We start from the raw sequence: 26,803 nt of genomic DNA, 5'->3' as shown, positions 1-26,803 counted from the left end.
CGTTGACTCCGTTCGGTTGATCGTGGTGTGACGGATGTGGTGGTGATCGGCGCGGGACAGGCGGGCCTGTCCGCCTCGTACTTCCTTCGCCGGCGGGATGTCGACCACGTGGTGCTGGACGCGAACGACGCGCCCGGCGGCGCCTGGCTGCACCGCTGGCCCTCGCTGCGGATGCGGACCGTGCACGGGATTCACGAGCTGCCCGGCATGCCGTTCGAACAGCCGGCACCCGAGGAGCGCGCCAACGAGGCCATCCCGTCCTACTTCGCGCGCTACGAACGGCTCTTCGACCTGCCGGTGATCCGTCCGGTGAACGTGCTGCAGGTCGTCGACGACGGCTCGCTGCTCAAGGTCGAGACGTCCGACGGCGTCTGGACCACGCGCGGCCTGATCAACGCGACCGGCACGTGGCGCCGCCCGTTCTGGCCGTACTACCCGGGCCAGGAAACGTTCCGGGGTCGCCAGCTGCACACCGCCGACTACCAGGGGCCTGCCGAGTTCGCCGGTAAGCGGGTCGTGGTGGTGGGCGGCGGTGCTTCGGCGACGCAGTTGCTCATGGAACTCGCTCCTCTCGCTGCGGAGACTCGCTGGGTCACCCGCCACGAGCCGGTGTGGCGGGAAGGGCCGTTCACCGAGGAGTACGGCCGCTGGGTGGTCGGCATGGTCGACGAACGCGTCCGGCAGGGGCTGATTCCGCGCAGCGTCGTCAGCGTGACCGGGCTGGCGCTCAACGACCAGACGCGTGCCGCGATCGCGTCCGGGTTGCTGGACCGCAAGCCGATGTTCGAGCGGATCACGCCCAGCGGCGTGCAGTGGGCGTCCGGTGAGCGCTTCGACGCCGACGTGATTCTGTGGGCGACCGGCTTCCGGCACGACCTCGACCACCTTGCGCCGCTGCACCTGCGTTCTGCCGGTGGCGGGATTCAGGTCGACGGGACGCGGGTCGTGGCCGACCCGCGGATTCACCTCGTGGGTTATGGGCCGTCGGCCAGCACGATCGGGGCCAACCGGGCAGGTCGGAGTGCTGTTCGGGAGTTGCTGCGGCACCTGGAGGCTGTACCGGCTGGGTGATCGGGCGGGCTGTGGGCTCGTTGGAGAGCTGGCTGTTGGTTCATGCGGGGCCTCGGCGGAGGTGAGGTCGCGTGGTTGCGGGGCAGCGTGAGCGGGGGTTGGTGTGGGGCGTCGGCGACGTGAGGGGTCGCGTGGTCGCGGGGTTGGTGTGGGCCTTGGTGAAGTGGCGTGCGGTTGCGCGCCCCTGGTGTGGTGCGGAGGGCGTCGGCGACCTGAGGGGTCACGTGATCCACAGGTCTGATGTGGGCGTTGGCGATGTGAGCGCCATGTGGTTGCCCGCGTGATGTGCGCGGAGGGCCGTTGGCGACGTGGGGTTGCGTGACCGTCGGCCCGATCGGGGCTAGTGGCGCGTCCCGGAACGTTGGCGAGGTAATTCACGCTCAGCAGGGCACCACGATGCACCCGTCTGACCGCGAATTCCCCCGGCAACGTTCCGGGCCACACCACTAGCTGAGCTGGTCGGAGTGCTGCTGTTCGCGGGCCGGAGCGGCTGCTCGGCGGCGGGACAGCCGGGTGACCACGAAGAGCACCACCGCCACGAGCGCGAGGACCAGGACGACCTTCGACGCGAGGCCCACGTACTGCTCGACCAGGTGCCAGTTGTCGCCCAGCAGGTAGCCCGCGAGGATCAGTGCTGTGTTCCACAGGAGGCTGCCGGCCGTGGTGTAGGCGACGAACGGGGCTAAGCGCATGCGTTCGATGCCGGCCGGGATCGAGATCAGGCTGCGGAAGACCGGGATCATGCGGCCGAAGAAGACGGCTTTGTAGCCGTTGCGCAGGAACCACGCCTCGGTTCGGTCCACATCGGACACCCGCACGAGGGGCATGCGGGAGGCGATGCGGCGCACGCGGTCGCGGCCCAGCAGGGCGCCGATCCAGTACAGCAGCAGGGCTCCCGCCACGGAGCCGAAGGTGGTCCAGAGGATGGCGTCGAACAGCGACATCTTGCCCTGGGCGGCGGTGAAACCGGCCAGTGGCAGGAAGACCTCGCTGGGCAGCGGTGGGAAGAGGTTCTCCAGCGCGATCGCCAAAGCCGCTCCGGGTGCGCCGGCCGTGTGCATCAGGTCGGTGACCCAGTCGACCAAGTTCATGGGGTCCAAGTTACGGACAGGGAACTGAGAGGACAGTGGGGTAAGCCGCAAAGTCGGGGTGGGGAAAACCCCACCCCGAGCCTTGTGGAAAACCGTCAGGAACAGCGAATCCTTGCGTCGGCCCAAGAAGCGTGGTCGTTCTGCGTGCCGTCACCGCCGTCGAGAACTCGCAGCGTGAGAGTTCTCACGCCGCTCACGTCGACGGCCAGGTCACGGGCCGGAGTGCGCACGCCGAGCAGTCCGGTGTCGGCCAGCACCACGCCGTCGCCGAGCACCTGGAACGACACCGTGCCGCCGACGCGTTGGCGTGCCACGTCCAGACCGGCCTCGTCGTCGACTCCGACGGAAGCGGCGAACCCGGCACAACGGGAGTCGAGCGCGTAAGTGATCTCGGACGACGCGTGTGTGCCGAGGCCCTTGCCGTACGTCACCCGCCGAAGAGCGATGCCACGACCATCGCCCGCAGCAGCACCGCCGTTGGTCAGGTCCTTCTCGACCGGACCGTCACCGCCAGAAGCAGAAACCCACGGCCGGTCCGACAAATAGGACCAGCCATCGGAAAGCGGCCGGACCAGGTGCACCCGCGCGGTCTTCTCCGCCTCCACGCCGCGGTCGAACGACGCCACGACCGGGATGTCGAAGTAGCCGTAGGACGACGGCGAAGCGGGCGGCACGACGGTCCACGAACCCGAGAGCGCCTGGCCAGGTCGCACGTGGGAGGCCTTGACCGGCGAGCCCTGCACCGACCACCCGGCCGGCACACGCGGAGCCAGCGTCACCCCGCGCACGTCCTGCTTCGTCGTGAAGAGTCCCGTCACCGTGAAGCCCTTGGCAGCGGCGTGAACAGATGTCGCAGGCACCGCCGACACCGGCCGCTCACACGTGCGAGAACCCGCCCGGCAAGCGATTGCGGCGAAACCGCCATTCGCTGCCACGTCCAACGTCAGGACATCCCCGGAGCGCACGGTCCGTGACTCGCGCACGAGACCACTAGGGCCATCACGCGTGATCTCCACGAGCCAGCGCCCCGAAGGCAACGAGAACGGCACGGAAACAGTCCGCGCGGCACCGGAGTAGCCGCCGCCGATGAACCACCGATCACCGGAACGGCGCGCGAACACCGAGTGGTCGGCAGGACGCCCGGACAGCAACCGGGTCTCGTCCCAGGCGGTCGGCACCTGGTCGACGAAGCGCTCGGCGACGGGCCGCGCCGCGTAGTCCTCAGGACGACCAGCCAGGTTCGCGAGACCCGACTCGTAGATCACGGTCAACGCCAGCTCGTGCGCGTCGGACGTGGTGCGGGACGGACGGTGCCAAGCCAACGGCGTGTAGTCCATGCCACCGACGACACCGCGCGTGAACGGCAACGCAGTCAGATGCGTCCCGGTGAGACCTGAGGACTTCTCACCGCCGTGTACGGCTTCCATCGTCATGACGTGCGGCCATGTGCGGTGAATGCCGTGCGGGATCGTCGAGCCATGGAAGTTGACCAACAACTTGTGCGCAGCCGTCTCCGCGAGAATCCGGTCGTACCAGCGGTAGCGGTCCTGGCCGTCCGAGTCCATGAAGTCGATCTTCACGCCCGCGATGCCCCACTTCTCGAACAGCGCCAGCCGGGCCGCGCTCTCCTCAGGCGTGTCCAGCTCGTCGTAGTGGATCCACAGGTGGATCTTCACGCCGCGAGCGCGCGCGTAGGAGACCAACGACGGGATCCACGAGGTCTGCTCCCACGACGGGTCGTAGTCCCAGTTCGGGTCGAAGTACCAGCCGGCGTCGACCAGCGCGTACGGCCAGCCGTGCGCAGCCGCGTAGTCCACGTACTGCTTCTGCATCGCAAGGCTCTGGCCTGCCTCCCGACCACCGGCGAGCCAGCTCCAGAACACCTTGCCGGGCTTGATCCACGACGTGTCGCGGACCTGCGAACGCGGCGCCAGGTCGTCCATCAACGTCGAAGTGGACACGTCCGCGAGAGAGCCGACGACAGCGGTGCGCCACGGGGACTGCCACGGCCCGTCAACGACGATCCGCTCGTCCCAATACTTGATCGAATAGGCACCGGAACCAGCCGTGTGCACCAGCCGGGCACCGGAGTGCCGACCGTCCACAGCGGACTCGGTGAGCAACGAGTAGACGCCCTGGTGCTCGAACAGCGCAGGGTGCAGGTATTCAGCCGACTCCGCAGTGGCGGCATTCATCTGCACGAACGGGTTTTCGTAGTCACGCCGGTACTTCGCGATCCACGCGGTGGCGGCGGAAGGCACGACGAACGCCGACGTCTCGCGCAGCACGTTGCCCAGGCCTGCGGGCAGTTCGTATCGGTAGGCAACGCCGTCCGAAGCAGTCCGCACCACCAGGTCCAACCGGGCCGCACCGGCGAACGAGTAGCGCTCTTCCTTGTGCGCCACGGTGCGCTGCCGCTGCTTGCCCGACGACGCCGTGTAGTGCTCGACCACCCGCCGTTCGGACCGGCCGGTCAGTGTCAATCCGCCAGAAAGATCCGCTCTTTCCGTCACCACGCCCAGTGGGCTCGGCTCCAGCACGGTGGTGCCGCCACGGGTCACCGACAGCGTCGGCACGCCGTTCGACACCTGCACGACAGCCTTCGGCCAGACCCCGGTTGCTGCTGGTTCTGCTGCTGCCACAGGGGTTGTGACACTCGCTGTCAGTGCGACGACTAACGCTCCTGCCGCGCGCCATCGCACGGGGGTCAATCGCATGGCCAGTCCTCCCAGAACCTCGGTCGCGGCGGCGACAGATCCGATGTATACGCGTTGCCGCGCCATTGGTCCACAACGTGACTGGAAAGGCCTTTCCGCCCAGTAGTCGGTTGACTACGATGCGTTCGATGGCCGAACAGGTGGGAACGTGTGCGACCTGCGGCGCCGCGACCGCCACCTCCCGGCGCAGACACGCGCGGTACTGCTCGAACGCCTGCCGCCAGCGGGCTTACCGGCAACGCGCGAACGAGCCCGGCACGGCGGCACTGGACAGCTTCATCGGCCGCGCCGGCGAGCTCGACCGGCTCACCACGTTCGCCGACGCCCGCGTGCTCACCCTCGTCGGCCCGCCCGGGGTCGGGAAGACCAGGCTGGCCAAGGAGTTCACCAACGGCCAGGCGCACTGGGTCGAGCTCTCGTCGGCTTCGAGCCAGGTGGCGCGTGCGTGCGCGACAGCTCTCGGCATCGGCGAGGTCACCGGCGAACCCGTGCTGAGCGCCCTGGTGCGCGCGCTGGCGGGCCGAACGACGGTGCTGGTGCTGGACGACTGCGAACACCTCGCCGCGGAGTGTGCGGCTCTGCTGGAGCCGCTGCTGCTCGGCTGCCAGGGACTCCGGGTGATCGTCACGAGCCGCGAACCGCTGCGGGTACCGGGCGAGGTGCTGTTCGCGGTGCAGCCGTTGCCGATCACGTGCGCGGTGGAGCTGTTCGCCGACCGCGCGCGGGCCAACCAGCTGGGCCTGCGGCTCGACGACCGAGCGGCGCTGACCACGTTGTGCGCCCGCCTCGACCGCCTGCCGCTCGCCATCGAGCTCGCCGCCCGGCTCGTCACCGTGCTGCCGGTCGGCGAACTGCTGGCGCACCTGGACGACCGGCTGGAACTGCTCAACCGCGGCAACCGCACCGCGGCCGAACGCCACCAGAGCCTGCGCGCCGCGATCGAGTGGAGCTACGACCACCTCAGCGCCGACGAGCAGCACGCGTTCCGGTGCCTCTCGCCGTTCCCCAGCTTCGGGCTCGACGTCGCGGTGGCGGCGTGCGACCTGCCTGCGGACCGGGTGCTGGCGCTGCTGTCCTCGCTGGTGGCCAAGTCGCTGGTGACGTCCGCCGGGGCCGGCCGGTTCGAGCAGCTCGAGTCGGTTCGGTTGTACGGCCGGGAAAAGCTCGCGGAACAGGCGGAGGTCGTGCTCGCCCGAGTGGCGCGCACCGCGGAACCGGCGGTGGCCAGGACGCTCAGCGAACGCGAGCAGCAGGTCGTGGCGCTGGTGGCGGCCGGCCGGAGCAACGTCCGCATCGGCGCCGAGCTGAAGATCTCGCTGCGGATGGTCGAGACACACCTGCAGCGCGTCCGGCAGAAGCTGGACCTCAGCACGCGGACCCAGATCGCCGACTGGGTGATCAACGCGGAGGGGGGTTCGCCGCGGGCCTGACCCTGCGGCGAACCCGCAAACGCGCTGATCAATGAGGTCGGGGGGACTCGAACCCCCACTGGCTGGGACCTAAACCCAGTGCCTCTGCCAATTGGGCTACGACCCCTCGCGTGGAAGCCTATAGGCCTTTCATGTACTCGCTCTCTCGGGTCGCTCGAAGCCGCGCCACCGACCGTCCACTACGGTTGCGGACAGAACCGCTGCTAGGAGGACATGTGGCTCGCGATCCCGACACCATCCAGCGCGAGATCGAACAGGCTCGCACCGCGCTGGCCGCCACCCTGGACGAGCTCAGCGAGCGTGCGAACCCGCAGAAGCTCGTCGAGCAGGGCAAGTCGTCCGTGCTCGACGTGCTGAGCCAGCCCAAGGTCAAGTACACGTTGATCGCGGTCGGCGCGGTGGTCGGCTTCGCGCTGGTCCGCAAGCTGTTCCGCTAGGGGACGCGCACCAACGGTAAGAGCACCTGCTCGACGACCTTCTCCACGAACGGTTCGTCGAGCGGGTCACCGGTGAGCATCAGCCGGTAGATCAACGCCGCACCGGCGATTTCGACCGCCATGCCGCGCGGGGCGTCGGCGCGCAGCTCGCCCCGTTCGGCGGCGCGGTCCAGGATGCCGCGCAGCACGTCGCGCTGCGAGATCAGGAACGTCTCCCGGAACGCCGCCGCCAGCTCGGGCTCGTGCGGCAGCTCGCCGACGAGCGCCTGGGCGGCCTTGCCGATCGGTCCGGAGAGGAACGCGGCGAACGACGAGAGGAACTCGCGCAGGTCGCCGGCCAGGGAGCCGGTGTCCGGTGCCGCGAGGTTCTGCGTGGCGAGCTGGGTGCACGTGTCGATCACGAGATCGAGCTTCGACTCCCACCGCCGGTAGATCGTGGCTTTGCCAGCCCTCGCGCGGGCCGCCACGGCGTCCATGGTGAGGGCCCGGTACCCGACCTCGGCCATCACCTCGAGCGCTGCCTGACGTAATGCGTCGTCCCTGCTGGCGTCGCGAGGACGGCCCCGCTGGGGGACCCTGCCCTCGTTGAACGCCGCTGTCGACACGGCCATGCCACCTCCCAATAGCAAGGGCACGGCTCGTGCGACTCTCCCCGCCCCTTTGGCGGGACATCCTAGGCGTCTTGCCCCTCCCGCAGGGGCAGGAGCACCCGGTTGTTGCTTCGTGTTGCGGTTAGTTGGCTCTTGCGCGATGTGACCCAGAACTCCTACCTTTCCCAGTTGTCTGGACCAAGCTGCACCGCCGCGCAGCTGGACGGTTGTTGTCGTCATGCGCGGGCGAGGAGCAGATATGGTCTTTGGCAGGCGGGGTTTCATCGGCGGAACCACAGCGGCGGCGCTGCTCGTCCATACGGGTGTCGCAACCGGAAAAGAGACCGTGTCCTCGGATGTTTTCGACTGCGACGGCATGTCGGAACGCGATTGGCGCGAGTTCATCGGCCAGCAGGATCTCGTTTGGCAGAAGCCGCCGACCCAGTACGGGCAGGCGCCGTTCCTCGGTGACGGCCGCCTCGGCAGCGTCGTGTACGCGGAGGGCAACACCGTCCGCTTCACCGTGCAGCACGCGGACGTGCAGGACCACCGCACCACCGGCGGCAGCCAGTTCGGCGTGTGCAGACTTCCTGTCGGAAACCTGAAGATGACCGCCGCGGGCACCGTCACGGCCGTCGACTGGCGTCTGGACCTGTGGAACGCGGAGCTGCGTGGAACCGTGACCACGACCCTCGGCGTGATCTCGTTCGCCGCCTACGTCCACAGCACCCGCTCGGTGCTGTCCTTGCAGGTCACGCCAACCGGCGACGAGAAGCCGGTGCTGGAGTTCGTGCCGTCCAAGGCGATCCCGCCACGTGCGGACTTCAACCCGCTCCCGGACGGCTACGTGCTCAACCCGGACCCTGTGACGAAAGCCGACGGCCGCGAGACGCTGGTGACGCAGGCCCTGAACGCGGGCGGTCAGACAGCAACCGCTTTCCGGATCACCACGACCGGTCGAACGCAACGCCTGCTGCTGTCCGTCGCGCACACCTACCCCGAAGCCCGCGCCGACCTGATCGCACTGAAGGCCGTGCGTGAGGCCGCGCCGGCCAGGACGCACCGCAAGTGGTGGAACGCCTTCTACCAGAAGAGCTTCCTGTCGTTCGGCGAGCAGCGGCTGCAGGCGTTCTACTGGATCCAGCTCTACAAGGTGGCGTCCGGTTCGCGCGCCGGCAGCCCGGTGATGGCGACGACGGGCCCGTGGCTCGAGAAGACGCCGTGGGCCGCAGCCTGGTGGAACCTCAACGTGCAGCTGGAGTACTGGCTCATCCACGGCTCGAACCACCTGGAGCTGGACTCGATCACCAGCACTCTGAAGGACAACCAGGACCAGCTCGTCCGCAACGTCAAGGAGCCCTACCGGCACGACTCGGCGGGGGTCGGGCGCAGCACCGACCGCACGACGTCCAACGCGGGCACGCTGTACGAGCCGGGCACGGGCGGCACCGGGGTGAAGGAGCTCGGCAACCTGACCTGGGGCCTGCACAACGTCTGGCTGTCCTACCGGCACAGCATGGACAGCCGGATCCTCGCCGACGTCGTGTTCCCGCTGCTGCGCCGGTCGATCAACTACTACCTGCACTTCCTGAAGAAGGGCAACGACGGCAAGCTGCACCTCGACGTCACCACCTCACCGGAGTACGGCGACGCCCCCGACTGCAACTACGACCTGCAGCTGATCCGCTGGGGCTGCCAGACGTTGATCGACTCGGCGAAGCTGCTGAAGATCGAGGATCCGCTCGAGCCGAAGTGGCACGAGGTGCTGCGCGACCTCACCCCGTACCCGGTGGACGCGAACGGGTTCATGATCGGCGCCGGGGTTCCGTTCGTGAACTCGCACCGGCACTACTCGCACCTGCTCGCGGTGTTCCCGCTGATGACGGTGAACTGGGAGCAGCAGGAGAACCGCGCGTTGATCGAGAAGTCGTTGCACCACTGGATGTCGCTGGAACCCGCGCACCGCGGCTACAGCTACTCCGGGTCCGGGTCGATCGCGGCGCGCATGTTCCGCGGCGACGAGGCCTACGCGTACTTCGTGAAGATGTTCGACACGACCAAGCGCTACCCGGTGCTCGAGAACACCATGTACACCGAGGCCGGCCCGGTCGTGGAGACCCCGCTGTCCGGCGCCCAGACCATCCACGACTTCGTCTGCCAGAGCTGGGGCGGGATCGTCCGGGTGTTCCCGGCCGTGCCGTCCGCGTGGCCGGACGTGGTGATCGCCGACCACTCGGCCGAGGGCGGTTTCTCCGTCACGGCCAGGCGCGCCAAGGGCAAGACCGAGTTCGTGCTCGTCCGCAGCCGTGCGGGCGAGCCGTTGGTGCTGCGCCACGGCATCGAGGGCCCGGTGTCCGTCGTGACGCCGAACGGCCGTCCGGTGCGGCACCACGTGCGCGGCAACGGGGACCTGGAGATCCCGTTGCCGCGCGGCCAGGAAGTGCTGGTTCACCCCAGGGGCCGCCGCCCTGAACTGGCAGCAAAGCCCGTCGCCATCACGACCCCCGGCAAGCCGTGGGGTCTGCCCGCGTGACACCCCCTGTGAAAGGAACTCCCATGCGCATCCTCGCGCTGGCGACCGCACTGTCCACTGTGGTCAGTGCATCCGTCATCGCCCTGGCACCGGCGGCCCAGGCGCTTCCCGACGGTCTCGCGCTCACCCCGCCGATGGGCTTCAACAACTGGAACGCCACCCACTGCCGAGCCGACTTCAACGAGGCGATGGTCAAGGGCATCGCCGACCTCTTCGTGTCGAAGGGCCTGAAGGACGCCGGCTACGAGTACGTCAACATCGACGACTGCTGGGCCGAGAAGACCCGCGACTCCCAGGGCAAGCTCGTTCCCAACAAGGTGCGCTTCCCCAACGGCATCAAGGCCGTCGCGGACTACGTGCACTCCAAAGGTCTCAAGTTCGGCATCTACACGAGCGCCGGCACGAAGACCTGCAACAAGGACAACGGTTTTCCCGGCGGCCTTGGCCACGAGGAGTCCGACGCCCAGCAATTCGCGTCGTGGGGTGTCGACTACCTCAAGTACGACAACTGCAACAACCAGGGCGTCGACGCCAAGCAGCGCTACCGCAAGATGCGTGACGCGTTGAAGAAGACCGGCCGGCCGATCGTCTTCTCGTTGTGCGAGTGGGGCCAGAACAAGCCGTGGGAGTGGGCCTCCGACACGGGGCACCTGTGGCGCACCACCGGTGACATCAACGACACCTGGCCACGCACCATGGACATCTACGAGAAGAACGTCGTGCTGGATCAGTACGCCGGTCCTGGGCACTGGAACGACCCCGACATGCTCGAAGTCGGCAACGGAAAGATGAGCGCCACCCAGTACCGCAGCCACTTCTCGCTGTGGGCGATCATGGCCGCACCGCTGCTGATCGGGTCCGACCTGCGCAAGGTCAACGCCGACACGTACACGATCCTGGGCAACAAGGACGTCATCGCGATCGACCAGGACAAGCTCGGCAAGCAGGGCAAGCGGATCAGGACCACCGGCAAGACCGGCATCGACGTCATCGTGAAGCCGCTCGCCAACGGGGACAAGGCCGTGGCGCTGTTCAACAAGTCCGGCTCCACGCAGACGATCTCGACCTCCCTGTCCGAGATCGGCATGTCCGGACCGGCGACGTTGAAGGACCTGTGGACCAAGTCCACGCGCACCACGACCGGCGCGATCTCGGCGTCGGTGCCGTCGCTCGCGACCGTGATCTACCGGGTGTCCAAGGGGGACGGTGGCCCGCGGCCGACCCCGCCCGCCGGCACGACCGACCTGTCCGCGTTCGAGGCCACGTCGTCCACGAACGGCTGGGGCCCGGTCGAGATCGACAGGTCCGTCGGTGGCAACAAGGCCGGTGACGGCAAGGCGATGGCGATCAACGGTGTGACGCACGCGAAGGGCTTCGGCGCGCACGCTGCCTCGACGATCGAGTTCTACCTCGGCAGGAAGTGCTCGTCAGTCACTGTGGACGTTGGTGTCGACGACGAAGTGGCCGTGGGCAAGGGATCCGTGGTGTTCGAGATGTTCGCGGATTCGACCAAGGTCGCGGAATCCGGACGGATGACCGGAACCGATCCCGCGAAGAAGCTCACCGCGTCACTGAGCGAAGCCGAGAACCTGCGCTTGGTCATCACGGATGCCGGTGACGGCATCAATTCCGACCACGGTGACTGGGCGTCTCCGCGGATCACCTGTTCGTAGCGTGTTTTTTCGAGCGGTCTGTGGGTAGCGGTGTTACGCAGCTCACAGGCCGTTCTATATTCAAGCTATGAAAGCAACTCGGCTTCTCCCTGCCTTCGCCGCTGCCGCGGCGCTGGTGCTGGCCCCCGGTCTGGGGCTCGCCGAGCCCGGCAACGGCAAGGGGAACGGGATCACGAACAACCCCCAGGTCCCACCGGGACAGTCCACCCAGGACACTTCGGCACCGCAGCCGCCGTCCAATGCGGACTTCAGCGGCAACGGCGCGAACGTCCACGGCCCGTACGACTCGACGCGCGATGGCTCGCCGTCGTTGAACGGCAACGGCGGCGGCGAGGCCGTCGGAAAGCCGTGCGCGGGCTGCGTGGGCAAGGCGGACAACAAGAACCCGCCGGGCCAGCTGCCGGGTGGCTCGGACGCGAACAAGGGCTACGAGTGCGACGCCAACCACGGCGTGGGCCGCACGAACCCGGCGCACACGGGCTGCAAGCCGAACGAGACGCCTCCGTCCACGCCGCCGTCCACCCCGCCGCCGTCGACCAAGACGGAGACGCCTCCGCCGCCGCCTGGTGGAGGCGCGCCGCAGGCTCCTGCACCGCAGGCTCCGGCGCCTCAGGTCGCCACTGCTGCTCAGGCGGACGAGCTGGCGTTCACCGGCTTCGACGTGCTGCCGGTCGGCCTCGGTGGCCTCGCCCTCGTCGGCGCGGGCGGCGCGGTCGTGCTGATGGCGCGGCGGACTAAGCGCTCCTGAGACGGGCAACGGCGAGCTGGGTCAGGTACCGCTTGGTGACCCGGCCGCCGTAGCGCGTGTCGATCAGCTGCCGGATGTCCGCGATGAGTTCTTCGCGGGTCGGTAGTGCGATGTGGTTCGAGTACGTGAGGAGCAGGTCTGCGTACGCCTCGGTGTCGTAGGCCTGCTCCCACTCGTACCGGTGGAACTCGGGTTGCTCGAACTCGGGGCTTTCGTCGAACTCGCGCGGGATGTCGTCCGCCTTGGACTGCCTGAGGTTCGGTGGTGTGGCGGGATCCCAACGCTCGTAGCACTCCTGGACGTCCACGAAGAACTGTTCCGTGCCACCGGCGACGTGGTGCGTGGAGATGACGGCCAGCGCGCCACCAGGTTTCAAGGCCGCCGCGCACTTCGCCGTGCGGGTGTGCGGATCGAGCCAGTGGAACGCCGTCGCGGAGACCACGAGGTCGAACGGTTCGGGCAGTGGCCACTCGTCGAAGTTCGCGACGATCAGTTCGGCGTCCGGCGCGTGCTTTTGCGCAACGGCGGCCAGTTCCGGGCTCAGTTCGACGGCGGTCACGTGACCGATGTGCGTCAACGGCAGCGTGGCCTGGCCCGTGCCTGGGCCGATCTCCAGGATGCGTTGGCCGCTGAGCTCGGCGAACAGCTCCGCGGGGTAGGAGGGACGGGCTCGGTGGTAGCGGGCCGCGTCCTCTCCGAACGTGGTGCGCAAACGCTCGCGGTCGGTCATTCGCCGAATTCAAGCGAGCGCGACGGCAGCGCGTCCATTCCGTTTCGCGCGAACCCGGCCCAGATCTCCCGCACGGTCCGCGCCAACGCCGGATCCGGCTCCTGCCCCGCGAGCATGCCTGCGCCCTTCCATCCGTCCGGATCGAACAGGAACGGCAGCTCCACGCAGTGGCACGCCCCGAGCGGAGCGCCGGCTGGCCGCCATTTGAAGTTGTAGGTGGCCGCCTGACCGCCCGCCGTCGTCCAGTCCGTGGCGAGCTGACGCGCGGGGCCGGCGAACACGAGCTCTGTCACGACGCCCCAGGCTTCCGGCTGGTCTGCGACGTACGGGCTGCCGTCGTCGGCCGTGTGTCCGATGAGGAGCTCGAATCGGCCCGCCGCCGCGGCGAGGTCGACGGAGCCCAGCTCAGGCGCGAACGGCATGCCGCCAGAGGGCATGAAGCGCGCGGCGGCCATCGACATCGCGTCCTTCTGCACCTCCAGCACGTCTTCCACGGACGTGGACTCGTCGACCGACACGAACTCGCGCAGGGCCGCGGTCATCTCCGGACGTTCCGGGCTGCGGGCGCCCAGCGGCGGACTTTGCATGATCGCGCGGTGGAACAGGCCTTCGGTGTCCGTGAGCATCAGCGCGTACACGGAGTCCGCGCCCGCCGACTGGCCGAACGCCGTCACGTTCGCCGGATCGCCGCCGAACGCCGCGATGTTGTCGCGCACCCACCGCAGCGCGACGAGCTGGTCGAGCAGGCCCAGATTGCCGGTCAGATAACCGAAAACGCCGAGCCGGTAGCTGACGCTCACCACCACAACGCCCAGCGAGGCCAGCAGAGCGGCGTCGTACTTCCGAGACTCGCCGCTGCCGGTCACGTAGGCGCCGCCGTGGAACCAGACCAGCACCGGCAGCCCGGAGGCGTCGGCGGGAGCGGTGACCGACAGCACCTGGCAGTTCTCGTCGAAGGTCAGGCCCTCGACCGAGTTGCCGACCACGTGCACCAGCGCGGACGGCGGCTGCGGGCAGGCGGGCCCGCGCTCGGTGGTGCCGAGCACGCCGTCCCAGGCGCACGGCACGGGCTCGGCGAACCGGGACGCCTTCGCATAGCGGACACCGCGCGTGGTGATCAGCACGAACCCGATCGTAAGCGCGTAACCAATTCCACAGCGTCTCGATTCGGCGGGAGCGGGCACACAGGAGCACCATGTAACGGTTGAGCAACGAGGCAGAGGAGGCGCCCGGTGCGGGCTACGACGATCTACGGCACCCGTGACATCCGCGTCGAGGAGGTGCCGGACGCGGCCGTCGAGGACGCGACCGACGTCGTCGTCCGGGTCGAGCTGGCCTGCATCTGCGGCAGCGACCTGTGGGCGTACCGCGGTGTCGCCAAGCGTGCGGGCGGGCAGCGCATCGGGCACGAGTTCCTCGGCATCGTCGAAGAGGTCGGCAGCGAGGTCAGGACCGTCCACGTCGGCGACCGCGTGATCGCGCCGTTCGTGTGGAGCGACGGCACCTGCGCGTACTGCGTGGCCGGACTGCAGACCTCGTGCCGCTCCGGTGGCTTCTGGGGCTCGAAGGGCAGCGACGGCGGCCAGGGCGAGGCCGTGCGGGTGCCGCTCGCCGACGGCACGCTGGTCAGGGTCCCCGCGGACGCGTCGCCCGACCTCCTCCCCGCGTTCCTGAGCCTCTCCGACGTCATGGGCACCGGGCACCACGCGGCCATCGGCGCCGGCGTCGGGCCCGGCAGCACCGTCGCGGTCGTCGGTGACGGCGCGGTCGGGCTGTGCGGGGTGCTCGCGGCCAAGCGGCTGGGTGCCGAGCGGATCATCGCGATGGGCCGGCACGAGGACCGCGCCAAGATCGCCAAGCTGTTCGGTGCCACGGACCAGGTTTCCGAGCGCGGTGACGCCGCGATCGAGCGCATCAAGGAGATGACCGGCGGCCTCGGCGCGTCGGCCGTGCTGGAGTGCGTCGGCACCGAGCAGTCGTGGGGGACCGCGATGGGCATCGTGCGCGACGGCGGCACGATCGGGTACGTCGGCGTGCCGCACGAGATGCCGGGGCTGCCGCTGGGCAAGCTGTTCGGGCGCAACATCAACATCGGCGGTGGTGTCGCGCCCGTGCGCGCGTACCTGCCGGAGCTGCTGGCCGACGTGCTCGCCGGGCGGATCGACCCCGGTCCCGTGTTCGACCGGACGGTCTCGCTCGACGACGTCGCCCAGGGCTACCAGGCGATGGACGAGCGGACCGCCCTGAAAGTCATCGTGAAGCCGTAGTGAGCACATAGTCCTCGGCGCGCACGCGCTTGGTCCGCATCCAGTACCGCCAGGTGAAGCCAGGCCACACGGTGCGGTTCACGCCCTGCGCGTCGAGGTACCAGCTCTGGCAACCACCCCGGGTCCACACGCCCTTGGTGAGCTTGCCCTGGATCTCGCGGTTGAACTCGTGCTGGGCCTCCGGTCGCACGTCCAGCTCCGCTGCGCGGTGTTCGTCGAGGAGCTGGAGGCACTGCGAGATGTACCGGATCTGCGACTCGATCATGAACACGACCGAGTTGTGGCCGAGCCCGGTGTTGGGGCCCAGCAGGAAGAACAGGTTGGGGAAGCCCGAGACCGTGATGCCGTAGTAGGTCTCGATTCCCTTCTCACGCCACTGCTTCGCGAGGTCGACGCCGCCCTTGCCCTGGATGTCCAGGTAGTCGAACGAGTCGACGACGTGGAAACCGGTGCCGTAGATGATGACGTCGACCTCGTGTTCGACGCCCGCACTGTCCACAACGGAGTTCTCACGCACCTCGGTGATCTTGTCCGTCACGAGGTCGACGGTCGGGTAGCCGAGCGCGGGGTAGTAGTCGTTGGAGATGAGCACCCGCTTGCAGCCCATCGTGTAGTCGGGCTTCAGCTTGCGCCGCAACGACGGGTCCGGCACCTGCTTCTTCATGTGCCGCAACGCGATTCCCTGGGCGAACTGCATGATCTTCGGGTTGACCGCGAACCCCAGCGCGGACGACTCGCGGACCCAGTAGACGAAGTTCCGGTACAGCCGCTGCGTGAAGGGCAAGGCGCGGAACAGCTTCTGCTCCCGGCCGGTGATCTCGCGGTCGGCCTTGGGCATGATCCACGGCGGCGTCCGCTGGAAGATCTTCATCGACCCGACCTGGGAAGCGATCTTCGGTACGAACTGGATCGCGGACGCGCCGGTGCCGACGACGGCGACGCGCTTGCCGCTCAGGTCGTAGTCGTGGTCCCACTGGGCGCTGTGGAACGACTTGCCGGCGAAGTTCTCGATGCCCGGCAGCTCGGGGATGTTGGGGATGTGCAACGCGCCGACGCCGGCGACCAGAGCCTGTGCCGTGTACGTGTCGCCCTGCTCGGTCGTCACGTTCCAGCGCTTGGTCTCGTCGTCCCACTGCGCGCCGGAGACCTTGGTGTTGAACCGGATGTGCGGCCGCAGCCGGTACTTGTCGGCGACCCGCCGCAGGTAGTCCCAGATCTCGCCCTGCTGGGCGAACATGCGCGACCACTTCGGGTTCAGCTCGAACGAGAACGAGTACATGTGCGAGGGCACGTCACACGCGCAGCCGGGGTACGAGTTGTCCCGCCACGTGCCACCGAGGTCGCCCGCCTTCTCGAGGACCACGAAGTCGTGCTCACCGCGGCGCTTCAGCTCGATGGCCATGCCCAAGCCGGAGAAGCCGGTGCCGATGACGAGCACTTTCGTCTCTCGATGCATGGGGACGTCCCTCCGCTCGGCGTGCCTACTTCGCAGTAGGTTACTCGAAGTAAGTTACGAGCGGTAGACTCCGTTCGTGACCGCACCTGCGCCCCGGCGCCGCATGCCCAAGGCCCAGCGCATGGCGCAGATGCTCACCGTCGCCGAGGAGATCTTCGCCGAGCAGGGGTATCTGGCCACGTCGATGGACGAGATCGCCGAACGCGTCGGCGTCTCGAAGCCGATGCTCTACGAGTACTTCGGCTCGAAAGAAGGCCTGCTCATCGGCTGCATCCACCGTGCGCGCACCGAGCTGCGGGAGAAGACGGCGGCGGCGATCGCGGGCGCGCAGAGCCCCGAGGAGTTCCTCCGGCTGGGGCTCAGGGCGTTCTTCGAGTTCATCGACGAGCACCGCAGGTCGTGGGCGCTGCTGCGGCAGGAAGCGGCCGTGGCCGTGCCGTCGGCGCAGGAAGAGGTGGAAGGCATCCGTCAGCAGCAGACGGACATGATCGGGGCCGTGCTGGCGTCGTTCACGCCGGACATCGACCCGCTGGAGGCAGAGGCGTTCGCGGAGATCGTCGTCGGTGCGACGGAACGCCTGGCGGTGTGGATGGAGCGCAGGCCCTCGGTGGGGCCCGCGCTCGCAACCGACTACGTCATGGCCGTGATCTGGCCAGGCGTCGCTATGAAGCTGCCCGCACCCGCTCCGCACGCATAGCGGTGACGGCCGGGAGGTCCAGCGGCGCGACCTTCGTGCCGGTGGCCCACTCGATCAGCATGTCCGCGAGTGCCGGGTTGCGCGGCAGCACCGGGCCGTGCAGGTAGGTGCAGACGATCCGGCCCTGGACGGCGCCCTCGACGCTGCCGTCGTTGCCCGTACCGACCTTGACGTGCGCCAACGGCCGCGCGGCCGGGCCCAGCACCGTGCGGCCCTGGTGGTTCTCGAACCCGGTCAGCGGACCCGCGAACAGGCCGTCTGCGGGCTCCGCGATGACCTCGCCGATCGCGCGGCTGCCACCCGCGTGCGAGGTCGAGTCGATCAGGCCCATGCCGGGGTGCGTGACGTTGTCGGCACGGGTGAAGCTCTCGCCGAAGATCTGGATGCCGGCGCACACGCCCAGCACCACGGCGTTCTTCGTGACGGCGCGCTGCAGGCCGGGGTGCTCGCGCAGGTGCTTCACGGCCAGCGTCTGCGCCGTGTCCTCACCGCCACCGACGACGTAGATGTCGCACGAGTCCGGCACCGGCTCGCCGTAGTTGATCGGCACGATCTCGGCCTTGATGCCGCGCCACGTCATGCGCTTCTCGAGGACGACGGCGTTGCCGAAGTCCCCGTATGTGCCGAGGAGATCCGGCAGCACGAGCGCGATCTGGATTGTCGACTCACTCATCAGCGGCAGCCCTGGCATTCAAGTCGCGGAACGCGGTGTAGTTGGCGATGACCTCGACCGCCCCCTGCGGCATCTGGTCGATGGCCTTCAGCGGGTCGGGCACGATCGTGTGCTGGACCTCGGCATACGTGAGACGCACGGCGAGGTCGGTCGCGCGCTCGCCGGACGCGATGACCGTGCGGCCCTGCAGCCGCTCGAACGGCACGTCCCAGAGCCACGAGAGGTCGCGGCCGTCGGCCTCCTGGGCGTTGATCACCAGGACGGCCGGGTGGTTGGCCTCCTTGACGACCGTGAGGGTCTCGCTCCAGCCCGCGGGGTTCTTGCTGAGCAACAGGCGCGCGCTGCGGCCGTTGCGCTGGATCGTGCGGTAGCGGCCGCTCACGTTGGAGACGCCGCGCAGCCTCGCGACGGCGTCCTCGGTGCGCACACCCATCGCGTGCGCGGCCGCAGCCGCCATGACCGCGTTGGCCTGGTTGAACTTGCCCGGCAACGTGAGCCGCAGCTCGATCTTCTGGTGTTCCGGCGTGATCATCGCTTCGTCGGCGGTGATCCAGTTCGGGTGCGGGCGGGCGAGGTCGCAGCCCGTGCAGTGCCAGTGCTCGCCCTGCCAGCGGATCGGGTTGCCGCAGCGGGGGCAGCTCGCGGAGTCGTGGTGCCAGCCGGTGCCGGTGGCGACCCAGACGACGTTGGCCGCGTTCCAGGCCGCGCTCGTGACCATCACGTCGTCGCAGTTGGCGACGATCGTGCAGTTCTGCAGCTTGGTGATGGCGTCGCGCAGCGAGCGCTCGATCGTGCGCACCTCGCCGACGCGGTCCAGCTGGTCGCGGGACAGGTTCAGGATCATCGCGACGGCCGGGTTGCTCGCACCGGCGACGGCGGGGAAGTAGCCCTCGTCGCACTCCAGCACGGCGTACGGGGCGTCCGGCTGCTTCGACAGCGCCGTGACGTGACCGTCGGGCATGTTGGCGCCGCTGTGGTTCGTGGCGACCTCACCCAGCGCGCCGACGGCCCTCGCGAGCATCATCGTGCTGGTGGTCTTGCCGTTCGTGCCGGTCACCACGGCGACCCTGCGGCCCTGCGTCAAGCGGTTCAGCGCCTGCGGGTCGAGCTTCAGCGCCACCCGGCCGCCGATCATGCCGCCTGCGCCGAGCCCCATCTTCTGGGACAGCGAGGAGCTCAGGTTGCCCAGTTTCACTGCGGCCGCGGTGCGCAGCGGGAGGCGGGCGGGGGAATCGTTCACCCCGGCGATGCTACCGGCGGTGGAGAAGTGCCCGTTTCGGGCGGTCGTTTCGTTGGTGTGAACGGGGGTTCGGTACAACTAACGACTCAGCGCACGCAGGGTGCGGATGAGCTCGACGGTCGGCAACTGGCACAGCTGCGCCATGTTCTCCAAGGCGGGCAGATCAAGATGCACCTCGGTGGACGCACCCGGCGGCAGCACGTGCAGACGTCCGGCCGCCCAGCGCTTGAGCGGGATCAGCCGGGGGTTGTCGGTGGCGGCGACGGCGGTGAGGTTCAGCGTCAGGTGGCCGGCCGGGGTGTCGCCGAAGAAGCGTTCGTGCACACGAGCGAGGACTTCGTGTGCCGGAACGTCGAGGGCGTGACAGATCTCCACCAGCCGCACCACCGAGCACTGCCGGGTGCCGAGTTCGTAGGTGGCCAGCGTCTGCAGCGAGATCTCGGTCTGCAGACGCTTGTTGAGCTCCTTGCGGGTCCAGCCGCGCTGCTTGCGAAGGCTGCGGATCTCATCACCGAGCACGCGCTGGTACGCCGCTGTGTCGATTTGGCCGTTCGCGGTTTGCACCTGGTCCCTCCACCCCGTGAGCGGGTCTCACGGTGATGGAAGGCGCCAGTTCTTCGGCGCTTACGCAACTTACTAGCAGAATCCCCCGAACGGGCTAAACATCTCTACTCTAAGTATCAGTTTACGCAGCGCACACCGTCTGCGGTGATGGGCTTGGGGGCCTCCGGTTCAGCCGGTTGCTGACGCGCACCGTCCAGGGCGAGTACTCCGGAACCGGTGAAGCCCTGCGCGCCCGGACCCGAGTAGTCCGCGCCGAGGAACACGCGGGCCCGGCCGGCCGGGACGTTGACGTCCTCCTCGATCTTCATCCCGCCGAGCGCCTTCTGGACCGCGTTGGCGCCGGCTTCGCCACCCTTGCCGTAGCGGACGACCGACTTGGTCATGGCCTCGGCGTTGCCCGGCTGGCCCGCCGTGAAGCCCTTCGCGACGAGCGACTGCAGCACCGTGCCCGCGAGACCGGGCTGGCCGGAGGCGTTGCGGACGTCGACGGTCACCGAGGCGTTGTTGAACTTCGGGTCCGGCGCGGTCGACGACGACGCCGGGTCCTTGCCGAGGTTCTTGATGAACGTGTGGACCTCGGACTCGTCGACCTCGACCGCGGAACCGTCCTCGGGGGTCTGCAGGTCCGGGTTGCCCGTCGGGATCGTCTGGAACGTCATGTTGCCGCCCGTCATGTCCTTCATCTGCAGGGCGAACTTGGTGATGTCCCAGCCGTCGTCGAGCACGATCGCGCCGCTGACGGCCTTGATCATCTCGCTGCGCTTGGTGCCGTCGGTGAGCACGCCCGCCGAGAGCATCTTCTTGGCCAGGCCCGCCATGAAGACCTGCTGGCGCACCACGCGGTCCAGGTCACCCATGGGCAGGCCGTGCCGCTGCCGGACGAACGCCAGCGCGTTCTTGCCCTCGATGGTCTGCGGGCCCTTCTTGAAGTTCGCGCCGGAGAAGCTGTCGCGCACGTTGTTGTTGAGGCAGACGTCGATGCCGCCGATGGCCTTGGTGATGTCGTAGAAGCCGACCAGGTTGACCTCGGCGTAGTGGTCGATCTTCACGCTGGTCAGGTTCTCGATGGTCCCGATCAGGTTGTTGGCGCCCGCCTTGCGGGACTCCATCTCGACTTCCTGCGCGCTCTTGCCGCTGCCCTGCAGCTTCTCGGCCGCTTGACCCTTGGCGTACCCGTAGGCAGAGTTGATCTTGTGACGCCCGAAGCCGCCCGCGATCTTCACGTAGGAGTCGCGGGGGAACGACACCGCGTAGGCCTTGCCGCTGTCGTTCGGGATGTGCAGCAGGATCAGCGTGTCGGTGTTGAACCCGCCGTCGTCGCTGCCGCCCGCCTGCAGCTCGTTGAGAACGTTCTGCGGCAGCGGGTTGCCCTTGGAGTCGGTGCGGCTGTCCATGCCGACCAGCAGGATGTCGATCGCGCCGTCCGCGGGCTTCTCACCGGCGTCCGCGAGGTTCAGGTCCTGCTTGGTGAGGTTCTCGGTCAGCGAGTTCAGGTCTTTCCACGCGATGCCCGTGACCAGCAGGATCACCGCGGACAGCATGCTGACGAAGATCTTGGCGCCGGCGGACGCGCCGCTCTTCGCAGCGCTCGGCCTGCGGGCTGCAGGCCTGGGGCGCGGCCGGGGTGCGGGCGCTGCCTTGGCCTTGGCCTTGGCCGGTGTGGTGCGGACCGTCGGGCGGTCGGCCACCGGACGCGGGCGCGGAGCCGACGAGGTGGCGCGGGCCGGGTCGCGGCGAGGCTCACGACGGGGCGGCTCGCTGCGGTTCTCCCGCTTGGGTGGCTCGGAGCGCTTCGGCGGCTCCCGGCGGGGCGGTTCGGCCCGGTTGGGCTGCTGCCTGCGCGGGGGCTCTGAGCTGCGCGGAGGTACCTGGGGACGGCGGGGCTGCCCCGCCTGGGGACGCGGGGTGGCGGAAGGTCGCCTGGGAGTTCCGTTCGGTTCTCCTGGCCGCGGCGGCCGGTTGTCCACACCCACTCCTCTCAGCGCATTCGGGTACACCAAGTAGACGTGCGGGGACTCCACTCGGTTGTGCAAAGGGTGACACAGTGGCGAAGGCCACCTGATCAAGGGGCCGTGACCAGCGGTTTTGTCCGCTTCGTAGACTCGTGCCGTGTTGACGATGCAGGACGCGCTGCTCGCGCTGACCAAGTACTGGACCGATCGTGGCTGCCTCGTCGTGCAGCCCTTCAACACCGAGGTGGGCGCCGGAACGCTGAACCCGGCGACCGTGCTGCGGGTGCTGGGTCCCGAGCCGTGGCGCGTCGCGTACGTCGAGCCGTCGGTGCGGCCCGATGACGCCCGTTACGGCGAGAACCCGAACCGGCTGCAGACGCACACCCAGTTCCAGGTGATCCTGAAGCCGGATCCGGGCGACCCGCAGGAGCTCTACCTCGGTTCGCTGGAGGCGCTGGGCATCGACGTGCGGGCGCACGACGTGCGGTTCGTCGAGGACAACTGGGCCTCGCCCGCGCTGGGAGCCTGGGGCCTCGGCTGGGAGGTCTGGCTGGACGGCCTGGAGATCACCCAGTTCACCTACTTCCAGCAGGCCGGCGGCATGACGCTCGACCCGGTGTCGGTGGAGATCACCTACGGCATCGAGCGGATCATGATGGCGCTGCAGGGCGTCGACCACTTCAAGAAGATCGCCTACGCGCCGGGCATCTCCTACGGCGAGGCGTTCGGCCAGGCCGAGTACGAGATGTCGCGGTACTACCTCGACGACGCGGACGTGGAGGCGAACAAGCGCCTCTTCGAGGAGTTCGCGGCCGAGGCGCGGCGCATGCTCGACGCTCGCCTGCCCGTGCCGGCGCACAGCTTCGTGCTGAAGTGCTCGCACATCTTCAACGTGCTGGACGCGCGCGGCTCGATCTCGACGACCGAGCGCGCCCGTGCGTTCGGCCGGATGCGCGGGCTGGCGCGTGAGGTCGCTGGTTTGTGGGCTGAGCGGCGTGAGGAGCTCGGGCATCCGCTCGGGCTGGCCGAGGTTCCGGCTCTCGCTGCCGCGCCTTCGTCCTTCGAGAACGTTGTCGCGCCCGCCACGCTGCTGTTCGAGATCGGCACCGAGGAGCTGCCGCCGCACGAGGTGCTGCGGACCGTTGACGCGGTGCGCGAGGCGGTCACAGCCAAGCTCGGCGCCACTCGGCTGACTTTTGGTGAAGTGGCCGTGTACGGCACGCCGCGCCGGATCGTCGTGCTCGTGCCGACCGTGGCGCCACGTGAGCCGGACGCTGAGCGCACGGTGCGTGGTCCACGTGTTTCCGCCGCGTTCGACGCCGACGGCAACCCCACGAAGGCCGTGCAGGGCTTCGCTCGCGGCCAGGGCGTCGACGTGTCGGCGCTCGGGCGGGTCACCGAGAACGGCGCCGAGTTCGTCGCGCTCACCAAGACCGACGCCGGCCGTGGCGCCGTCGAGGTGCTGAGCGGGCTGCTCGCCGAGGTCGTCTCCGACCTGCGCGCCGAGAAGAACATGAAGTGGAACGACCCGAAGCTGTCGTTCACCCGGCCGATCCGCTGGCTGCTCGCGCTGCTCGGGGACACCCCCGTGCCGGTCGCGGTCTCGTCGCTGACCTCCGGCACGACCACGCGGGTGCACCGCACGGCCGCGCTGCCCGTGGTGGAAGTGTCCACTGCGGACGGTTACCTCAAGTTCCTGGAGTCGCACGGCATCCAGGTCGACGCCTACGCACGTTCCGCGGCGATCGTGGCCGCCGCGCAGGAGCTCGCGGCGTCCGTCGGCGGTGTCGTGGAGGTCGAGGGGCTGCTGGACGAGGTGACGAACCTGGTCGAGTGGCCGACGCCGATCCTCGGCTCGTTCGAGGAGCGGTACCTGGAGCTGCCGGGCCAGATCCTCACCACCGTGATGCGCAAGCACCAGCGGTACCTGCCGATTCGCACGGCCGACGGCGCGTTGCTGCCGCACTTCGTGGCCGTGGCGAACGGTTCCGTCGACGCGGACCTGGTGCGGGCGGGCAACGAGGCCGTGCTGCGGGCGCGGTACGAGGACGCGGCGTTCTTCTGGCGGGCGGACCTCAAGACGCCGCTGGAAGAGATGAAGTCGGGCCTCGCGAAGCTGACGTTCGCGGACAAGCTCGGCTCGATGGCCGACCGCGCCGCTCGGATCGCCGCGCTGGCCACCCGTTTTTCTTCAGTGGTCGACGTGGACCGCGAGACGCTGGACCGCGCCGGTGCGCTGGCCAAGTTCGACCTCGGCTCGCAGATGGTGATCGAGCTGTCGTCGCTGGCCGGCGTGATGGCGCGCGAGTACGCGGTGCGGGCGGGGGAGACCCCGGAGGTCGCCACGGCCCTGTGGGAGATGGAGCTTCCGCGCTCGGCCGGTGACGCGCTGCCGTCGTCGGTGCCGGGTGCGCTGCTGTCGCTCGCCGACCGCTTCGACCTGCTGGCCGGCCTGTTCGGCATCGGCGCGCAGCCGTCCGGTTCGTCGGACCCGTTCGGCCTGCGCCGCGCGGCTCTCGGCGCGGTGTCGGTGCTGCGGGCGTTCCCCGACCTGCGCGAGATCACCCTGTCGAAGGCGCTTTCGCTTGCGGCCGAGGGGTTGTCGGTGTCGGCCGACGCGCTGGAGACGGCACGGGAGTTCGCGGTGCGGCGCTACGAGCAGGCGTTGCTCGACGCGGGCCACGAGCACCGGTTCGTCCAGGCGGTGCTGCCGCTGGCCGACTCGCCGGTCCGCGCCGACGAGACGCTGAAGCAGCTGGAGTCGTTGGCGGGCAACGAGTCCTTCGACGCTCTTGCGGCCGCTCTGCAGCGCGTGCGCCGGATCGTGCCGGCGGACGTCTCCGCTTCCTACGACGCCTCGGTGCTGTCCGAGCCGGCGGAAGTGGCGCTGCACAAGGCGTTCGACGGCGTCTCGCGCGACGTCGACGGCCTGGCGGCGTTCGTCGCCGCTGCCGAGGGGCTGACCGCGCCGATCAACACCTTCTTCGACGAGGTGCTGGTCATGGCGGAGGATCCGGCGGTCAAGGCAGCCAGGTTGGGCCTGCTGGCGTCGATCCGCGACTTCGCGGCGCCGGTGCTCGACTGGACCCAGCTGTAGTTCCGACGGCAGGGGCGCCCCGTTCGGGCGCCCCTGCCGCGCGGCTACTTGATCTCGTAGCTGTCGCCGTAGACCTTCCACCGCAGCGGCGTCTTCAGGTCGAAGTTGCCGGCCTTGAGGAACACGCGCTGCGCGGTCTCGATGCGGGTGACGTCCTCGTGCGCGGGCTCCTGCTTCATGGCCCACACGCGGGCGTCCATGAACGCGTTGAGCCAGGTGGTCTCGTTGCCGCCCTGCGACGGCGGCTTCGCCTTGGCGAGTGCCCGCTTGCGGATGTTGCTGAAGCTGGTCTTGTCGCCACCGTTGCCGTGCACGACGATCGCGTCGTAGTAAGCGAACTGGCCCAGGGCGCGCACGCCGTCCGCCTTGCCCTGCCGCACGGCCGGGTTGAAGTAGACGCGGTCGCGTTCGGACTCCTGGGCGGCCTTGAACGCGGAGTCCTTGGCCGCGGTCTTCCAGTCCTTGGTGTAGTTGGGATCCAGGCCCGCGTGCGAGGGCGTCCCGTTCACCTTGCGCAGTGCGGGCAGGTACTTCTCCAGCACGTTGCCGGGCTTGCGCTTCTGGTACAGCTCGACCAGGTCGAGCATGTCGCCCGTGCCGCTGCAGAAGCCGATGATCCCGGCGGTGTAGCCGCGACCGTCCTTGATGTCCTCGATGTAGCCGAACTGGCCGCGCCAGTTCAACGAGGAGTTCTCCGCGCTCGACACGATCTGCATCGCGATGTCCTTGAGGCGCGGTTCGTCGAGGTTCGCCGCAGCGGCGGTCGATGCCGTGGTGGTGATCAGAGCAGCGCACGTCAGCAGCGCGGCCGCGAGACGACCAGGGAGTTTCACGAAGTTTTCCCTCCGGGGCAGGGGTGGTGGGGTCCCGGGCGGCGTGGAGCAACGGTAAGGGGTCCACACCTTTATTGGCAAGAGGGTTTACTAATTCGCGAATCGGGCAAACCACGGGATTCCGGCGGGAATGCCGTGCGGGCATTCCCGCCGGAACGGTCACCTGATCTCGAAGTAGTCCCCGTACACGTGCCACTGCAGCGGCCGTTCGAGGTTCAGCTTGCCCTCGTTGAGGAACCGGCGCTGCGCCGTGTCGACGCGACTGGTCTCCTCGTGCGCGGGTTCCTGCTTCATGACCCACACCCGCGCGTCGAGGAACGCGTGCAGCCACTGGACTTCGCTGCCGCCCTGGGCCGGCGGGCGTGCACCGGTGTTGAGAGCGCGCTGGCGGATGCTGGAGAAGTCCAGATCACCCCAGCCGTCGCCGTGCATGACGATCGCGTCGTAGTAGATGAACTGGCCCAACGCCTGCACGCCGTCCTGCTTGGCGCGGTTCACCGCCGGGTTGAAGTAGACGCGGTCGCGCTCGTGCTCCTGCGCGCCCTGGAACGTGCCGTCCTGGGCCGCGGTCTCCCAGTCGGACTGGAACGTCGGGTCCAGGCCGTCGTGGGACGGTGTGCCGTTCACGCGTTCCAGTGCGGGCAGGTACTTCTCCAGGACGTTGCCCGGCTGCCAGTCCCGGTAGAGGCGGACCAGGTCGAGCATGTCGCCGGTGCCGCTGCAGAACCCGATGATGCCCGCGGTGTAGCCGCGGCCGTCGCCGATGTCCTCGATGTAGCCGAACTGGGCGCGCCAGTCCAGCGAGGAGTTCTCCGCACTGGACACCAGCTGCATCGCGATGTCCTTGAGCTGCGGGTCGTTCAGGTCCGCGGCCTGCGCGGTGCCCGGCGTGACGAGGGCGGCCGCGCACAGAACTGTTGCAGCGAGGCGTGAAAACGTCTTCATGTCGCTCCGTTCCGGTTGGGGATCGGCGGCGACTGGACGCGGAGCACCGTAGCGTGGAA

21 protein-coding genes and 1 tRNA gene are annotated in these 26,803 nt (G+C 68.7%); 9 read left to right on the top strand and 13 right to left on the bottom strand.

The annotated features are described in order from the left end of the window. Positions 1 to 27: 27 nt before the first annotated feature. Positions 28 to 1,071 (top strand): NAD(P)-binding domain-containing protein, encoded by a 1,044-nt coding sequence (locus tag DI276_RS19200; RefSeq protein WP_112265268.1) that lies wholly within the window; start codon positions 28 to 30, stop codon positions 1,069 to 1,071. A gap of 446 nt (positions 1,072 to 1,517) precedes the next feature. Here DI276_RS19200 and DI276_RS19190 read toward each other — a convergent pair whose 3' ends face one another. Together DI276_RS19190 and DI276_RS19185 are read right to left on the bottom strand one after the other, a co-directional pair. Then, positions 1,518 to 2,162, bottom strand: coding sequence for a DedA family protein (locus DI276_RS19190; RefSeq protein ID WP_112265264.1), 645 nt, complete (start codon positions 2,160 to 2,162; stop codon positions 1,518 to 1,520). A 95-nt stretch (positions 2,163 to 2,257) separates the two neighbouring features. Continuing rightward, positions 2,258 to 4,804 carry a glycoside hydrolase family 97 catalytic domain-containing protein gene (locus DI276_RS19185; protein WP_198680751.1) on the bottom strand — a complete coding sequence of 849 codons (2,547 nt, stop codon included), beginning with the start codon at positions 4,802 to 4,804 and terminating at the stop codon, positions 2,258 to 2,260. A gap of 203 nt (positions 4,805 to 5,007) precedes the next feature. Here DI276_RS19185 and DI276_RS19180 point away from each other — a divergent pair, with 203 nt between their 5' ends. Further along, the gene (locus DI276_RS19180) at positions 5,008 to 6,309 is read left to right on the top strand and encodes a LuxR C-terminal-related transcriptional regulator (RefSeq protein WP_198680750.1); all 1,302 of its coding nucleotides are present in this window, start codon (positions 5,008 to 5,010) and stop codon (positions 6,307 to 6,309) included. 32 nt (positions 6,310 to 6,341) lie between these two features. Here DI276_RS19180 and DI276_RS19175 read toward each other — a convergent pair. Beyond that, a tRNA-Leu gene (locus DI276_RS19175) sits at positions 6,342 to 6,415 on the bottom strand. A 109-nt stretch (positions 6,416 to 6,524) separates the two neighbouring features. On the opposite strand from DI276_RS19175, the gene DI276_RS19170 reads away from it, so the two are divergent. Beyond that, positions 6,525 to 6,746, top strand: coding sequence for a DUF3618 domain-containing protein (locus tag DI276_RS19170; RefSeq protein ID WP_030469566.1), 222 nt, complete (start codon positions 6,525 to 6,527; stop codon positions 6,744 to 6,746). Here DI276_RS19170 and DI276_RS19165 read toward each other — a convergent pair. After that, the gene (locus tag DI276_RS19165; RefSeq protein ID WP_232836760.1) at positions 6,743 to 7,357 is read right to left on the bottom strand and encodes a TetR/AcrR family transcriptional regulator; all 615 of its coding nucleotides are present in this window, start codon (positions 7,355 to 7,357) and stop codon (positions 6,743 to 6,745) included. The genes DI276_RS19170 and DI276_RS19165 overlap by 4 nt on opposite strands. A gap of 355 nt (positions 7,358 to 7,712) precedes the next feature. On the opposite strand from DI276_RS19165, the gene DI276_RS19160 reads away from it, so the two are divergent. The 3 genes from DI276_RS19160 to DI276_RS19150 all read left to right on the top strand — a co-directional run bounded on the left by DI276_RS19160 (position 7,713) and on the right by DI276_RS19150 (position 12,290). Then, the gene (locus DI276_RS19160; protein WP_112265740.1) at positions 7,713 to 9,869 is read left to right on the top strand and encodes a glycosyl hydrolase family 95 catalytic domain-containing protein; all 2,157 of its coding nucleotides are present in this window, start codon (positions 7,713 to 7,715) and stop codon (positions 9,867 to 9,869) included. 23 nt (positions 9,870 to 9,892) lie between these two features. Continuing rightward, a complete protein-coding gene (locus DI276_RS19155) occupies positions 9,893 to 11,542 on the top strand; it encodes an NPCBM/NEW2 domain-containing protein (protein ID WP_112265257.1) in 1,650 nt (549 codons plus the stop codon). A 67-nt stretch (positions 11,543 to 11,609) separates the two neighbouring features. Next, on the top strand, positions 11,610 to 12,290 hold the full coding sequence (locus DI276_RS19150; RefSeq protein ID WP_112265255.1) for a hypothetical protein: 681 nt from the start codon (positions 11,610 to 11,612) through the stop codon (positions 12,288 to 12,290). Here the strand turns inward: DI276_RS19150 and DI276_RS19145 are convergent. Both DI276_RS19145 and DI276_RS19140 read right to left on the bottom strand, forming a co-directional pair. Next, positions 12,277 to 13,020 carry a class I SAM-dependent methyltransferase gene (locus DI276_RS19145; protein WP_112265253.1) on the bottom strand — a complete coding sequence of 248 codons (744 nt, stop codon included), beginning with the start codon at positions 13,018 to 13,020 and terminating at the stop codon, positions 12,277 to 12,279. The genes DI276_RS19150 and DI276_RS19145 overlap by 14 nt on opposite strands. Beyond that, positions 13,017 to 14,144: a carboxylesterase family protein gene (locus tag DI276_RS19140; protein WP_232836759.1), complete on the bottom strand. Its 1,128-nt coding sequence runs from the start codon at positions 14,142 to 14,144 to the stop codon at positions 13,017 to 13,019. Before DI276_RS19140 ends, DI276_RS19145 begins: the two co-directional genes overlap by 4 nt. A 108-nt stretch (positions 14,145 to 14,252) precedes the next feature. On the opposite strand from DI276_RS19140, the gene DI276_RS19135 reads away from it, so the two are divergent. Continuing rightward, positions 14,253 to 15,287 (top strand): zinc-dependent alcohol dehydrogenase family protein, encoded by a 1,035-nt coding sequence (locus DI276_RS19135; protein WP_112265251.1) that lies wholly within the window; start codon positions 14,253 to 14,255, stop codon positions 15,285 to 15,287. Here the strand turns inward: DI276_RS19135 and DI276_RS19130 are convergent. Next, positions 15,271 to 16,743 carry a flavin-containing monooxygenase gene (locus DI276_RS19130; protein WP_112265249.1) on the bottom strand — a complete coding sequence of 491 codons (1,473 nt, stop codon included), beginning with the start codon at positions 16,741 to 16,743 and terminating at the stop codon, positions 15,271 to 15,273. The two genes, DI276_RS19135 and DI276_RS19130, sit on opposite strands and share 17 nt — an antisense overlap. A 121-nt stretch (positions 16,744 to 16,864) precedes the next feature. Here DI276_RS19130 and DI276_RS19125 point away from each other — a divergent pair, with 121 nt between their 5' ends. Beyond that, positions 16,865 to 17,440 (top strand): TetR/AcrR family transcriptional regulator, encoded by a 576-nt coding sequence (locus DI276_RS19125; RefSeq protein ID WP_112265736.1) that lies wholly within the window; start codon positions 16,865 to 16,867, stop codon positions 17,438 to 17,440. Here DI276_RS19125 and DI276_RS19120 read toward each other — a convergent pair. From DI276_RS19120 to DI276_RS19105, 4 genes are all read right to left on the bottom strand, one after another. Then, positions 17,406 to 18,113: a type 1 glutamine amidotransferase gene (locus DI276_RS19120; protein ID WP_112265247.1), complete on the bottom strand. Its 708-nt coding sequence runs from the start codon at positions 18,111 to 18,113 to the stop codon at positions 17,406 to 17,408. The two genes, DI276_RS19125 and DI276_RS19120, sit on opposite strands and share 35 nt — an antisense overlap. Beyond that, on the bottom strand, positions 18,106 to 19,353 hold the full coding sequence (locus DI276_RS19115; RefSeq protein WP_232836758.1) for a MurT ligase domain-containing protein: 1,248 nt from the start codon (positions 19,351 to 19,353) through the stop codon (positions 18,106 to 18,108). Before DI276_RS19115 ends, DI276_RS19120 begins: the two co-directional genes overlap by 8 nt. Positions 19,354 to 19,431: 78 nt before the next feature. Beyond that, a complete protein-coding gene (locus DI276_RS19110) occupies positions 19,432 to 19,917 on the bottom strand; it encodes a helix-turn-helix domain-containing protein (protein WP_232836757.1) in 486 nt (161 codons plus the stop codon). Positions 19,918 to 20,033: 116 nt separating this feature from the next. Further along, positions 20,034 to 21,605: an LCP family protein gene (locus DI276_RS19105; RefSeq protein WP_232836756.1), complete on the bottom strand. Its 1,572-nt coding sequence runs from the start codon at positions 21,603 to 21,605 to the stop codon at positions 20,034 to 20,036. A 430-nt stretch (positions 21,606 to 22,035) separates the two neighbouring features. On the opposite strand from DI276_RS19105, the gene DI276_RS19100 reads away from it, so the two are divergent. Then, positions 22,036 to 24,966 (top strand): glycine--tRNA ligase, encoded by a 2,931-nt coding sequence (locus tag DI276_RS19100; RefSeq protein WP_112265245.1) that lies wholly within the window; start codon positions 22,036 to 22,038, stop codon positions 24,964 to 24,966. A 44-nt stretch (positions 24,967 to 25,010) separates the two neighbouring features. Here DI276_RS19100 and DI276_RS19095 read toward each other — a convergent pair whose 3' ends face one another. Beyond that, a complete protein-coding gene (locus tag DI276_RS19095) occupies positions 25,011 to 25,799 on the bottom strand; it encodes a chitosanase (protein WP_269814274.1) in 789 nt (262 codons plus the stop codon). Between the two features lie 159 nt (positions 25,800 to 25,958). Beyond that, positions 25,959 to 26,744 (bottom strand): chitosanase, encoded by a 786-nt coding sequence (locus DI276_RS19090; protein WP_112265243.1) that lies wholly within the window; start codon positions 26,742 to 26,744, stop codon positions 25,959 to 25,961. Positions 26,745 to 26,803 lie beyond the last annotated feature (59 nt).

The sequence above is a fragment of the Lentzea terrae genome (genome assembly GCF_003265345.1).
Classification (GTDB): Bacteria; Actinomycetota; Actinomycetes; order Mycobacteriales; family Pseudonocardiaceae; genus Lentzea; species Lentzea terrae.
Note: the sequence above shows the minus strand (reverse complement) of the source record. Positions and strands in the feature narration are given on the sequence as shown.

Bases quoted from the DNA above. Each gene is read 5' to 3' on its own strand.
- DI276_RS19190 (WP_112265264.1), bottom strand. From the start codon at position 2,162: ATGAACTTGGTCGACTGGGTCACCGACCTGATGCACACGGCCGGCGCA.
- DI276_RS19165 (WP_232836760.1), bottom strand. From the start codon at position 7,357: ATGGCCGTGTCGACAGCGGCGTTCAACGAGGGCAGGGTCCCCCAGCGG.
- DI276_RS19090 (WP_112265243.1), bottom strand. From the start codon at position 26,744: ATGAAGACGTTTTCACGCCTCGCTGCAACAGTTCTGTGCGCGGCCGCC.
- DI276_RS19130 (WP_112265249.1), bottom strand. From the start codon at position 16,743: ATGCATCGAGAGACGAAAGTGCTCGTCATCGGCACCGGCTTCTCCGGC.
- DI276_RS19160 (WP_112265740.1), top strand. From the start codon at position 7,713: ATGTCGGAACGCGATTGGCGCGAGTTCATCGGCCAGCAGGATCTCGTT.
- DI276_RS19100 (WP_112265245.1), top strand. From the start codon at position 22,036: ATGCAGGACGCGCTGCTCGCGCTGACCAAGTACTGGACCGATCGTGGC.
- DI276_RS19145 (WP_112265253.1), bottom strand. From the start codon at position 13,020: ATGACCGACCGCGAGCGTTTGCGCACCACGTTCGGAGAGGACGCGGCC.
- DI276_RS19150 (WP_112265255.1), top strand. From the start codon at position 11,610: ATGAAAGCAACTCGGCTTCTCCCTGCCTTCGCCGCTGCCGCGGCGCTG.
- DI276_RS19155 (WP_112265257.1), top strand. From the start codon at position 9,893: ATGCGCATCCTCGCGCTGGCGACCGCACTGTCCACTGTGGTCAGTGCA.
- DI276_RS19120 (WP_112265247.1), bottom strand. From the start codon at position 18,113: ATGAGTGAGTCGACAATCCAGATCGCGCTCGTGCTGCCGGATCTCCTC.
- DI276_RS19180 (WP_198680750.1), top strand. From the start codon at position 5,008: ATGGCCGAACAGGTGGGAACGTGTGCGACCTGCGGCGCCGCGACCGCC.
- DI276_RS19125 (WP_112265736.1), top strand. From the start codon at position 16,865: ATGGCGCAGATGCTCACCGTCGCCGAGGAGATCTTCGCCGAGCAGGGG.